The organism is Pseudomonas sp. LB3P93 (assembly GCF_054898025.1).
This window is the reverse complement of record NZ_CM142713.1, coordinates 1,369,058-1,381,495: the sequence shown is the minus strand read 5'-3', so window position 1 is coordinate 1,381,495 and position 12,438 is coordinate 1,369,058. Positions and strand designations below refer to the sequence as shown.

Sequence of the window (12,438 nt, the reverse complement as noted above, 5' to 3'; positions counted from 1 at the left end):
CTTACCAGGCCACGCCAAACCCTGCGGTGTAGCGGGTCTTGTCCAGATCGGCATCGTCGGTACCGCTGATGATGTCTCGCTCAGCCTTCAAGTTAAGCGATGCCCACTCGGTGACTTTGTAGCGCAAGCCCATTTCGGCATCGAGCGCGTAATCGGCCACGCCCGACAACGGCTTGCCCACTTCGCCGTTGGTGAAGAACTCCACCTTCTTGCCGATCAGGTAGCGGTTGTAATCCCACTTCATTGCCAGGGAATAAAAGTTTTCCTTGCTGCCGTCGGAGAACTCATAGTCCGTGCGGTTGACCAGCGAGCCCAGGGAGAAGGCGCCCAGCTCGTTATCCCAGAACTGGTAACCCGGACCGGTACCGACCGTGCGCTGACGGGAGAGGTCTTCAACCTTGTCGCGTTTATAGACCGCGCGACCCTGCCAGAACCATTTCTCGGTCAGGAAGCGGTCGAGTGAGTATTCACCCCGCCAGTTGTCAGTGGTGACCACGTCATCCTGGAATTCGCGGTTGTACTCACCTTCCGCGATATGCCGCCATTTGCCATGGCGCGCGGTGGTCTTGAAGTCGATGTCGTAGTCATCGGTATCTTTTTCCGCCCGCTGGTAATCCAGCGCCGCGTCGATATTCCCTTTCCACACCAGGTCTTCGACCACCGGCTTGGGCTTGAGAATCTGTTGGATACTGGCCAGCTCGACCGTCTTCGGCGCCTCGCTGTTTTCCAGCGTCACCTTGCCGTCGTCTGCCGCATGCAGCGACTTGGCCTTCTCGCCGGTGTAGGCATCCTGCTTGACCAGCAGCTCCTGATCACTTTCCAGGGTCTTGACCTGTTTCCAGTCGATCGGGACCGCACCGGCGTACTCGGTCTGGATCAGCAATTTACCGCCATCGAACAGCGTGATCTTGCCGCTCAATTTGTCACCGTTCTTCAACCAGACGGTATCAGCGAGCAACGGCGTGGAGGCGCTGAGAACAGCGAGGCACAGCAGGGTTCTGGACACCATAAGCAAATACAGGCTCAAGTTTGCGAAAAAAAGTCGGCATTATCCCTGAGAATAAGACCCTAGCAAGGACTGACCCGACTATTTCTATTGAGTTCATTTCTCAATTGCCAATCCAGGACTTACTCTACCGACGGTAATGCGAACTTCATCAGGAACCACGGACGTGACCGACTCACCCGCTGAAACCGAAAGTGCGGCGCAAATCCGACGCACGGCACTCTACCTGACCCTCGCGCAGGTGCCCGTGGGCAAAGTGGTGAGTTATGGTCAACTCGCCGAGCTGGCCGGACTCGGCCGCGCCGCGCGCTGGGTGGGCCGCACATTGAGCCAACTGCCCGGCGACACCAAATTGCCATGGCACCGCGTACTCGGCGCCGGCGGTCGGATCAGTCTGCCTGTGGGCAGTCCTTCAGGTGATGAGCAGCGCGCGCGATTGCGCTCCGAAGGTGTCAGTATCCTGAACAATCGTGTTGATATTCAGCGCCATGGCTGGCGCCCGGTAGAGCACAGCGGTTAGAGTGCGCGCTTTGTTTCCGTAATTCTTGAGGCAGACTCCAGCCCATGCCCCGTAAAACCTGGCGCGCCGCGCTCGCCGCCTATGCCAGCCCCTCGACGCTTGTGTTGTTGTTGCTTGGTTTCGCCGCCGGCCTGCCCTACATGCTGGTGTTTTCGACGCTTTCCGTCTGGCTGCGTGAGGCCGGTGTGGCCCGCGAAACCATCGGTTATGCAAGCCTGATCGGTTTGGCCTATGCCTTTAAATGGGTCTGGTCCCCGCTGCTCGACCAATGGCGCCTGCCATTTCTCGGCAAGCTCGGTCGACGCCGCTCCTGGCTGGTACTTTCCCAGGCGCTGGTGATCCTCGGCCTGATCGGCATGGGTTTCTGCGACCCACAAAAACATTTGTCCTGGCTGATCGCCATCGCGGTGGTCGTCGCCTTCGCTTCGGCGACGCAAGACATCGCGGTCGACGCCTATCGCCTGGAAATCGCCGACGACACCCGCCAGGCCGCGCTCGCTGCCAGCTATATGTCTGGCTATCGGATCGCCGCCCTGCTGGCGACGGCCGGCGCGCTGTTCTTCGCTGAAGGTTTCGGTTCTACAGGTTTCAACTACAAGCATTCGGCCTGGGCCGGCACCTACATCCTGTTTGGCGCCCTGATGATCCCCGCGCTGCTGACCACACTGTTCATGCGCGAACCGCCCGTGCCCCTGCGCACTCAACTTCAGGCCGGGCGCTACAGCTTTATGCATCAACTGATGTCGGTGTTCGTGCTGATCGTGCTGCTGGTGTCCGTACCGGCCATGTTCACCCAGCTCTACAACACCGACTTCGCCAGCGTATTGTTCGAAGGCGTGAGCCCGCTCGACCTGCTGCTAGAAGACCGTGCCTTCCTGCGGGCCATCCTCTACACCACGCTCACGTTTATGTGCCTTTCAGCCATGGGCCGTCGCGGCCTGGCGCCAGTGCTGACACCGATCAACGACTTCATTCTGCGTTACCGCTGGCAGGCGTTCCTGTTGCTCGGGCTGATCGCCACGTACCGCATGTCCGATACGGTCATGGGTGTGATGGCCAACGTGTTCTACATCGACCAGGGCTTCACCAAGGATCAGATCGCCAGCGTCAGCAAGATCTTCGGCCTGATCATGACCCTGGTCGGCGCCGGCATGGGCGGCTTGCTGATCGTGCGTTTCGGCATCCTGCCGATTCTGCTGATCGGCGGTATTGCGTCGGCCGGCACCAACCTGCTGTTCCTGATGCTCGCCGACATGGGCGCCAACCTGAACATGCTGATCCTGACCATTTCCCTGGACAACTTCAGCTCGGGCCTGGCGACGTCGGCGTTCGTCGCGTACCTGTCGAGCCTGACCAACCTCAAGTTCTCGGCCACTCAATACGCCCTGCTCAGCTCGATCATGCTCCTGCTGCCACGCCTGATCGGCGGCTATTCAGGGGTCATGGTGGAGAAATTCGGTTACCACAACTTCTTCCTGATCACGGCGCTGCTGGGCGTCCCGACCCTACTGTTGATCGCCTTGCACTGGTACCAGGAGAGCCGCCGTGCAGGTCCGACGCCGACACCCGAACCGGTGCCGACCCAGGTCGCGGAAGAATCGTAGGACATTTCGCAGAGGGCGCGGAGATTCCCGCCCTCGTGCCACACCGCCGACCGCACGCCTGTACGCCAGCGGATCTCGCCCGTACAATGCTCCGTCATTTCTCGTCATCAGCAACCGACAACGGCCAACCATGCGCACCAGTCAATTTTTGCTCGCCACACAGAAAGAAACGCCTTCCGACGCGGTCGTCATCAGCCATCAGCTGATGCTGCGCGCCGGCATGATCCGCAAACTCGCCTCGGGCCTCTACACTTGGCTGCCGATGGGCTTGCGAGTGATGCGCAAGGTCGAAGCCGTCGTTCGTGAAGAAATGAACGCCGCGGGCTCTCTCGAAGTGTTGATGCCGAGCACCCAACCGGCTGAGCTGTGGCAGGAATCAGGTCGCTGGGAAGAGTACGGCCCTGAATTGCTGCGCTTCAAGGATCGCCACGGTCGCGACTTCTGCGCCGGCCCGACTCACGAAGAAGTGATCACCGACCTGATGCGCAACGAGTTGAGCAGCTACAAACAGCTGCCAATCAACCTGTACCAGATCCAGACCAAATTCCGTGACGAAATCCGCCCACGCTTCGGTTTGATGCGCGGCCGTGAGTTCATCATGAAGGACGCCTACTCCTTCCACGCTGATCAGCCTTCGCTGCAGGTCACCTACGACCGCATGCACCAGGCCTATTGCAACGTGTTCACTCGTCTGGGCCTGAAATTCCGTCCTGTAGAAGCCGACAACGGCTCCATCGGCGGCGCCGGCTCCCACGAGTTCCACGTACTGGCCGAGTCCGGCGAAGACGACATCGTCTTCAGCAACGGTTCCGACTACGCCGCGAACATCGAGAAAGCCGAAGCCGTGCCACGCGAAACTTCCCGCGCCGCACCGGCTGAAGAACTGCGCCTGGTCGACACCCCGAACGCCAAGACCATTGCGCAACTGGTCGAAGGCTTCAACCTGCCGATCGAAAAGACCATAAAGACTCTCGTGGTTCACGCTGAAGAACAAGGCAAGCTGATTGCCCTGATCATCCGTGGCGACCACGAGCTGAACGAAATCAAGGCTGCCAACCAGCCAGGCGTTGCCAGCCCGCTGGTCATGGCTTCCGAAAGCGAACTGCGCGACGCCATTGGCGCCGGTGCAGGTTCCCTGGGCCCACTGAACCTGCCACTGCCAATCATCATCGACCGCTCCGTCGAGCTGATGAGCGACTTCGGCATCGGTGCCAACATCGACGACAAGCACTACTTCGGCGTGAACTGGGAGCGTGATCTGCCAGTTCCGACCGTTGCCGACCTGCGTAACGTGGTCGCCGGCGACCCAAGCCCGGATGGCAAGGGCACCCTGGAAATCAAGCGCGGCATCGAAGTCGGACACATCTTCCAGCTGGGCAACAAGTACAGCAAAGCGATGAAGTGCGAAGTGCTGGGCGAGAACGGCAAGCCGGTCACCCTGGAAATGGGTTGCTACGGCATCGGCGTTTCCCGCGTGGTGGCTGCGGCCATCGAACAGGGCAACGACGAAAAGGGCATCATCTGGAGCGACACACTGGCTCCATTCCAGATCGCCCTGGTGCCGCTGCGCTACGAAACCGAACAGGTTCGCGAAGCCACCGACAAGCTGTATGCAGAACTGACTGCAGCCGGCTTCGAAGTACTGCTGGACGATCGCGACAAGAAAACCAGCCCGGGCATCAAGTTCGCGGACATGGAGCTGATCGGCATTCCTCACCGGATCGTGGTCAGTGACCGCGGCCTCGCCGAAGGCAATCTGGAATACAAGAGCCGTACCGAACCTGAAGCGCAAGCGCTGCCGGTTGCTGACGTGCTGTCTTTCCTCCAGGCCCGTATCCGCCGCTGACACCAGATAGAGAAGTCATGTTCAAGCGAAACACCTTAGGCCTCGGTGGTGCCGCCCTGTGCGGCACCCTGCTGGTCAGCGGCTGTGCCAATCACATGTCGCAACGCAGCGAGCACGAGGAACGTGTCGAGCGCAAATTGCTCGATCACAGCCTGCAGATCGATGTCGGTGAGCCCAAGGTGCTTGAGCTGCCGCAACGGCGGGTGAAGATCCACGAGCAGAAGACGTTCGAAGTCACCGAATTCGAAGTCACGCGTCACTACGATCGCTACACACCTTACCAACCCTGGCGCGAGGTCTACGAGATTCCGCTGGGCGCGGTGGCGGTGGTCGGGGGTGTCGGCGCCAACGTGGTCAACGTGTTTACCCTCGGCAACCTGCCGGACAGCGTCACCAAGGATTGGCTGAGCTACGGGTTTGCCGGGCTCAACCCGTTCATGAACGTGCAGTCCAACGGTCGGGCGCAGCAAAACCTGGCCGGCATCGACGAAGTGCAGCTCGACAAACGCACCGAATACTCGAGCCTGCCCTGGAGCGAGCGTCCGGTGGTGGTGAAGGCCGGCAAGGAAACGTTCGAGCTGAGCACCGACAAAAACGGTGTTTTACGCATTAACCTGCTGGACAGCCCGTTCGCGGAACATGACATCAACCATCTGAGCCGACTGCTGATCAGTGTCGAAGACGGTCGGGACGATGTGCACACCGACTCGTCCCTCGCGGTCAGCAGCGGCTTGCGCGGCAAACTGCTCGAAGCGCACGGCCTGATTTATGACGACCTCGAAGACGACGAAGTGAGCCAGTGGGTACACCGGGTCAAGCGTTTGTCGGAACTGGGTCTGGAAGAAGAAGCCAGCGAGCTGGAACAAAGCCTGATCGAACTGACCCGCAATGACCCAGAGTTGCAGACCGAATTCCTCAAGTCGTTGACCAAGGATGCCGGGCGACTCGTGGCGGATCCAAACCCGAATTAAGGCTGGAAAGCTTCGCTAGCAGGCTAGCTCCCACAGGGGATTTGAGGCGGTCACAAATTATGTGTCCACAGCAAATCCAATGTGGGAGCGAGCCTGCTCGCGATGACGGCCTGACATTCACCATCACATCAAAACCTTGCCACTACCGCTCAAACAACTCCATCTGCTCAAACCCACCGCGCAAATCCTCCAGTCGCACGCCGACCCCCAACAACCGCACCGGTTTCCCGCCACGATTGAACGCCTGGGTCAGCAACAGCTTATAACTCTGAAGATCCCGCCCTGCCCCGGCCTGTTCCAGCGTCGTCTGGGTAAAGTCATGGAATTTCACTTTGACGAACGGCTTACCCGGCCGGTAGCTGCTGTCGATCCGCGCCATGCGGCCCGCCAGGGTTTCCAGCAGCTCGGGTAATTTATCCAGGCAGCTCACCAGATCGGGCAGGTCCACGTCGTAGGTGTTTTCGACACTGATCGACTGCCGACGGCTGTCGTTGTGCACCAAACGCTCATCAATCCCACGGGCCAGGCTCCAGAGTCGCTCGCCGAAACTGCCGAATTCACGCACCAGCGCCAACTTGTCCCACTCGCGCAGATGCGAGCAATCGACGATGCCGAGCTTGCCCAATTTGTCCGCGGTGACTTTGCCCACGCCGTGCAGCTTGCTCACGGGCAAACCGCTGACAAAGTCTTCTACTTGATCCGGCGTGATCACAAACAAACCGTTGGGCTTCTTCCAGTCACTGGCGATCTTGGCCAGAAACTTGTTCGGCGCGACGCCGGCCGAGACCGTGATGTGCAACTGATTGGAGACTCGGCGGCGAATGTCCTGGGCGATGCGCGTGGCGCTGCCACCGAAATGCGCACAGTCCGACACGTCCAGGTAAGCCTCGTCGAGGGAAAGTGGCTCGATCAGGTCGGTGTAGTCGCGAAAGATCGTGTGAATTTCCTTCGACGCTTCTCTATAGGCGTCCATGCGCGGCTTGACGATGGTCAGGTCCGGGCACAGCTTCAGGGCATGCCCGGAAGACATCGCCGAGCGCACACCATAGGCACGCGCCTCATAGTTGCAGGTGGCGATCACCCCGCGCCGATCCGCCGAACCACCCACCGCCAGGGGTTTACCTGCCAGGCGCGGGTCGTCACGCATCTCGATGGCAGCGTAGAAGCAGTCACAATCGACGTGGATGATTTTACGCTGGGTCATATAAAAGCGGTGTTCATGCTGGAAAATGGCGTATTGGCGTGTCGGATCGGCAGTATCTCACTGACACCTGTATATAGCACCAGTAGTCTGAATCTTCTTCCCCACTCGTAGGAAAAGTAACCGGTGAATTTATTTTCTCAATCGAAAAGCGCCACTCGATAGAGCTGCAAGCCTTGCCATACCTGACTCGCAGCCGTTCGTCCCACCCCATATCCCAGCTAAGCGATTGAACCAGAAGAGGTTTTATCTTGATTGAAGGTTGACAGCCCGGCGATCCTCTGTAGAATGCCGACACACAGACGCGGGATGGAGCAGTCTGGTAGCTCGTCGGGCTCATAACCCGAAGGTCGTCGGTTCAAATCCGGCTCCCGCAACCAAACATCAAAAAAGGCTACTCGAAAGAGTGGCCTTTTTTGTGCGTGACTGTTTTGTGCTCCTCTATACTTACCAGACGGAGAAATCGTTCTGATTCCGAAACTTAAGTCTGCCCTGCGACCGTTCGCCGCTTATTCACGCTTATTTGACCTGGTTCCAGATTAACGGTTGACACACAGGCGTATCTCTATAGAATGCCGCCACACAGACGCGGGATGGAGCAGTCTGGTAGCTCGTCGGGCTCATAACCCGAAGGTCGTCGGTTCAAATCCGGCTCCCGCAACCAAACATCAAAAAAGGCTACTCGAAAGAGTGGCCTTTTTTGTATCTGTCGAAAAAGTCCTTTCGCAACAATGACCTGTCATTGTGTAGAGAAGCGTTCGGGGTCACCCATGCTGTGAGTTCAGACCATGCTGAATCGCAGTCAGAACCCTCTACGACTCATGACATGCCATCGCCGATAACCGGTGAGAGGCGTTAATATTTGTGATTATTTTTTTCTACAGGGATTGGTAACTTGGCTGGATACCCCCATCCTGTCGCGCACAATCCAAGAGGTGATTGATGCGCGCCAACTCGTCTGATCCACAAGACACCGTCACAGCGACACAACCGATCAAGGTCGAGCGTCTGCGCTTGCTGGATCTGGTCAGCAAGTACCGTCAGCCCATCGGCCTGGCGGTCACTCTGCTGTTGTTCGCTATCGCGCTGATTGCCTGTCGTCATCTGCTGAGCGAACTCGATCTGTACGCTTTGCATGACTCGATCCTGGAAGTACCTAAACCGGCAGTGCTGGGCGCATTGGGTGCGACCGTGGTCGGTTTCATCATTCTGCTGGGGTACGAATGGTCGGCCAGCCGTTACGCGGGCGTAACACTGGCGCCGCGCATCCTGGCGCTGGGCGGTTTCACTGCGTTTGCCATCGGCAACGCCATCGGGCTTTCGATGCTCTCGGGGGGCTCGGTCCGCTACCGTTTATATGCACGTCATGGTCTGGGAGCGTCCGAAGTCGCTCACATGACGCTGTTCGCCAGCCTCTCGCTCGGCTGCGCCCTGCCACCGTTGGCCGCCTTGGCAACCCTCAGCAACCTGCCTGCCGCCTCGTCTGCCCTGGGGCTGTCCGAAGGTTTGCTGGGCGCAGTGGCCGCGGCCGTTTTGCTGCTCTTCAGCGTATTGGCCATCGGCATCTATCGCCGTCGTCTTCCGGAACAGCCTTCCAAGGATAACTTGCTGGTCAAGGTCGGACGCCGCACCTTGCGCCTCCCCGGCCGGCGCCTGACCTTCCTGCAATTGATCATCACAGCCCTGGACGTGGCCGCCGCCGCAACCGTGCTTTATTTGTTGCTGCCGGAAGCGCCGCCCTTCGGTGCGTTCCTGCTGGTGTACCTGCTGGCTCTGGCCGCCGGCGTGCTCAGCCATGTGCCCGGCGGTGTCGGCGTGTTTGAAGCCATCTTGCTGGCCGCTTTCGCCGACACACTCGGCGCCGCCCCACTGGCCGCCGCACTGCTGCTCTATCGCCTGATCTATGTGGTGCTGCCGCTGCTGGTGGCGTGTGTGTTCCTGCTGATCAACGAAGGCCAGCGCCTGTTTCAGTCGCGCCAGTCCCTGCGGGCCGCTTCCGGTCTGGCGGCGCCGATTCTGGCAGTGCTGGTGTTCCTGTCCGGCGTGGTGCTGCTGTTCTCCGGCGTGACGCCGGAAATCGACACCCGCCTGGAACACATCGGCTTTCTGATTCCGCATCGACTGGTCGATGCTTCGCACTTCGGCGCCAGCCTGATCGGCGTGCTGTGCCTGCTGCTGGCTCAAGGTCTGCGTCGTCGGCTCTCCGCCGCGTGGATGCTGACCACCATCCTATTGCTGGTCGGCGCCCTGCTCTCCTTGCTCAAGGGTTTTGACTGGGAAGAAGCTTGCTTGATGACCCTGACGGCGAGCCTGCTGGGGGTTTTCCGGCGCTCGTTCTATCGCCCGAGCCGCCTCACTGAATTGCCGTTCTCGCCGCTGTACCTAGTGTCCAGCCTGTGCGTGCTCGGCGCGTCGATCTGGTTGCTGCTGTTCGCCTATCAGGACGTTCCGTACAGCCATCAACTCTGGTGGCAGTTCACCCTCGACGCCGATGCCCCGCGTGGCTTGCGTTCGCTGCTCGGCGCCGCAGTGCTGCTGGTCGTGGTGTCCCTGACCTGGCTGCTGCGCACCGCGCGTCCGGTGATTCACTTGCCGACGCCTGACGAACTGGATCGCGCGGTAAAGATTCTCATGGCCTCCTCGCAACCGGACGGTGGCCTGGCCCTGACCGGTGACAAGGCGCTGCTGTTTCACCCCAACGACGAGGCGTTCCTGATGTACGCCCGCCGTGGCCGCAGTCTGGTGGCCTTGTACGACCCGATCGGTCCGACCCAGCAACGGGCGGAAATGATCTGGCAGTTTCGCGACCTCTGTGACATCCACCACGCTCGCCCCGTGTTCTATCAAGTGCGCGCCGAGAACCTGCCGTACTACATGGACATCGGCCTGACCGCGATCAAGCTCGGCGAAGAAGCCCGGGTCGATCTGCAGCGCTTTGATCTCGAAGCCAAGGGCAAAGAGATGAAAGACCTGCGCTACACGTGGAACCGCGGCACCCGCGATGGCCTGTCGCTGGAGATCTTTGAACCGGGCCATGCGCCGATGGATGAGCTCAGGGTGATTTCGGATGCCTGGCTGACCGGCAAGAACGTGCGCGAGAAAGGCTTCTCGCTCGGCCGTTTCAGCGACGACTACATCAAGCATTTTCGCGTGGCGGTGATTCGTTTCGAAGGCCGCCCGGTGGCGTTCGCCAACCTGCTCGAGACGTACGGCCATGACCTGGCCAGCCTCGACCTGATGCGCGCGCACCCGGACGCCCCCAAGCTGACCATGGAGTTCATGATGGTCGGCCTGATTCAACATTATAAAAATCATGGATTCGCGCGCTTCAGCCTGGGCATGGTACCGCTGTCGGGGTTACAACCCCGGCGTGGCGCACCGCTGACCCAGCGTCTGGGCTCGATGGTTTTCCGCCGTGGTGAGCAGCTCTACAACTTCCAAGGCTTGCGCCGCTTCAAAGACAAATTCCAGCCTGACTGGGAACCCCGTTATATGGCCGTGCCCGCCGGACTCGATCCGCTGGTTGCCCTGGCCGATACTGCTGCCCTGATTGCGGGCGGCTTGACTGGATTGGTGAAACGCTGATGATTCAACGCTCCTTGCGGTACGTACTGGGCACGCTGGTCGTGCTGGCCCTGATTGTCGGTGGCGGTTACTGGTACCTGAAACGCCCGGCACCCGAACCGACCCTCCAACAGCTGACACCGGCCGATGGCGCGGCGATGACCCGCGTCATCCCCGGCAACACACCGCGCGCCCAGGTGCTGGTGGCGGTCAACGAAGACCAGAAACTCAGCGACAAACAATTGATGACCCTGAGCCGCACCGGCTCGGCGCAGATTGTTCAGGTGATCCTGCCCAAAGACTGCCTGCTGCAAAGCCGCGCCCTGCAATCGGGCCTGCGCGAACTCAAAGGCCCGGCGACCCTGGTCAGCGGCATTGGCCCTGGCGCCGTGCTCGCGTGGCGCTGGTTGTCCGAGCAAAAGGACGAAAAGGCTCAAGCTGTCTCCGTCGACCTGGCCCTGGAAAAACCCGGCTGCACCCACCTGCTGCCGAAAAGCGCCGCCCACGGTCACTGGCTGGTGGCCTGGAACGACAACCCGGACGACACCAGCGCCGGCTTCGTGCGCGACCAAGCCAACGCCGAAACCAGCATCAGCGACTACGACATCAACCTGCCGCAAGTGCTGAACAACGAACTGCGCAAGCTCCTCGTCGGTGGCGACAAAGCCGCTGGCGGCCTGCAGATCCCGGTGGTCGAAGTCCCGGCCGGCCAGGCCAAGGACACCGTGACCCTGTTCCTCTCCGGTGACGGCGGCTGGCGCGACCTCGACCGCGACGTCGCGGGCGAGATGGCCAAGATCGGCTACCCGGTGGTCGGCATCGACACCCTGCGCTACTACTGGCAGCACAAGAGCCCAGAGCAAAGCGCTCTGGACCTCGCTGAGCTGATGCAACACTACCGGCAGAAATGGGGCACCAAGCGCTTCATCCTGACCGGCTACTCGTTCGGCGCCGACGTCCTGCCGGCGATCTACAACCGCCTGGAGCCAGCGGAACAGCAACGCGTCGACGCAATCATCCTGCTGGCTTTCGCCCGCACCGGCAGCTTCGAAATCGAAGTCGAAGGCTGGCTCGGCAACGCCGGCAAAGAAGCCGCCACCGGCCCGGAAATGGCCAAGCTGCCACCGGAAAAAGTGGTGTGCATCTACGGCGAAGAAGAAGTCGACGAAAGCGGATGCACCGACAAGAGCGCGGTGGGCGAAGCGATGAAACTGCCTGGCGGCCACCACTTCGACGAGAACTACCCGGCGCTGGCAAAGCGTTTGGTGGACATCATCGAGAAGCGGCAAGCCAAGGACGAGACGGCTCAGGAGTGATCTGAGGCCCATCCACGAAAAAGCCCCCGGAGCCGTTTGGTTGCGGGGGCTTTTTCATTTCCAGCAAACACCACCATCACCTGTGGGAGCGAGCTTGCTCGCGATGAGGCCATTACATTCAACATCTGCGTTAACTGACAGTCCCCCATCGCGAGCAAGCTCGCTCCCACAGGGAATGTTCGTCGCCCTGAAGATCCAGATCTTCTCGCCCTGTTTAGTTTCGTTTACTTAAGGTGTCGCATTATCGGATGACGCCCGCGGACCTTGTAGGCAAACTCCGAATCTCGCATTTGGGCACTTTGCCGCCTTGTTGCGTTTTTCTTCGACGGGATACTCTCCGGACGTCGCTGACCATTCAGCGATCGGGCTTGGAAACCCGACGAGCGAATTGCAACAACGTGCCCAACATG

Annotated in this window: 8 protein-coding genes and 2 tRNA genes; 8 read left to right on the top strand and 2 right to left on the bottom strand. The window is 60.0% G+C overall.

What is annotated here, in order from left to right:
* Position 1: 1 nt before the first annotated feature.
* Positions 2-1,009, bottom strand: coding sequence for a DUF481 domain-containing protein (locus ACYZT8_RS06050; protein ID WP_461979972.1), 1,008 nt, complete (start codon positions 1,007-1,009; stop codon positions 2-4).
* Between the two features lie 136 nt (positions 1,010-1,145).
* On the opposite strand from ACYZT8_RS06050, the gene ACYZT8_RS06045 reads away from it, so the two are divergent.
* From ACYZT8_RS06045 to ACYZT8_RS06030, 4 genes are all read left to right on the top strand, one after another.
* The gene (locus ACYZT8_RS06045; protein WP_461979971.1) at positions 1,146-1,526 is read left to right on the top strand and encodes an MGMT family protein; all 381 of its coding nucleotides are present in this window, start codon (positions 1,146-1,148) and stop codon (positions 1,524-1,526) included.
* Between the two features lie 44 nt (positions 1,527-1,570).
* Entirely contained in the window at positions 1,571-3,130 is a 1,560-nt protein-coding gene (locus tag ACYZT8_RS06040; protein ID WP_461979970.1) for an AmpG family muropeptide MFS transporter, read from the top strand.
* 130 nt (positions 3,131-3,260) lie between these two features.
* Complete coding sequence (locus ACYZT8_RS06035) at positions 3,261-4,976, top strand: proline--tRNA ligase (protein ID WP_461979969.1); 1,716 nt, start codon at positions 3,261-3,263, stop codon at positions 4,974-4,976.
* 17 nt (positions 4,977-4,993) lie between these two features.
* Positions 4,994-5,947, top strand: coding sequence for a hypothetical protein (locus ACYZT8_RS06030; RefSeq protein ID WP_461979968.1), 954 nt, complete (start codon positions 4,994-4,996; stop codon positions 5,945-5,947).
* 142 nt (positions 5,948-6,089) lie between these two features.
* Here the strand turns inward: ACYZT8_RS06030 and dinB are convergent, their stop codons facing one another.
* On the bottom strand, positions 6,090-7,151 hold the full coding sequence (gene dinB / locus ACYZT8_RS06025; protein WP_461979967.1) for a DNA polymerase IV: 1,062 nt from the start codon (positions 7,149-7,151) through the stop codon (positions 6,090-6,092).
* 300 nt (positions 7,152-7,451) lie between these two features.
* Between dinB and ACYZT8_RS06020 the strand changes: the two genes are divergently transcribed.
* The 4 genes from ACYZT8_RS06020 to ACYZT8_RS06005 all read left to right on the top strand — a co-directional run bounded on the left by ACYZT8_RS06020 (position 7,452) and on the right by ACYZT8_RS06005 (position 12,028).
* Positions 7,452-7,528: transfer RNA gene (locus ACYZT8_RS06020), tRNA-Met, on the top strand.
* A 207-nt stretch (positions 7,529-7,735) separates the two neighbouring features.
* A tRNA-Met gene (locus ACYZT8_RS06015) sits at positions 7,736-7,812 on the top strand.
* 278 nt (positions 7,813-8,090) lie between these two features.
* Positions 8,091-10,733, top strand: coding sequence for a bifunctional lysylphosphatidylglycerol flippase/synthetase MprF (mprF, locus tag ACYZT8_RS06010; RefSeq protein WP_461979966.1), 2,643 nt, complete (start codon positions 8,091-8,093; stop codon positions 10,731-10,733).
* The gene (locus ACYZT8_RS06005) at positions 10,733-12,028 is read left to right on the top strand and encodes a virulence factor family protein (RefSeq protein WP_461979965.1); all 1,296 of its coding nucleotides are present in this window, start codon (positions 10,733-10,735) and stop codon (positions 12,026-12,028) included. The genes mprF and ACYZT8_RS06005 overlap by 1 nt, the downstream gene beginning before the upstream one ends.
* The last annotated feature ends 410 nt before the right edge of the window (positions 12,029-12,438 follow it).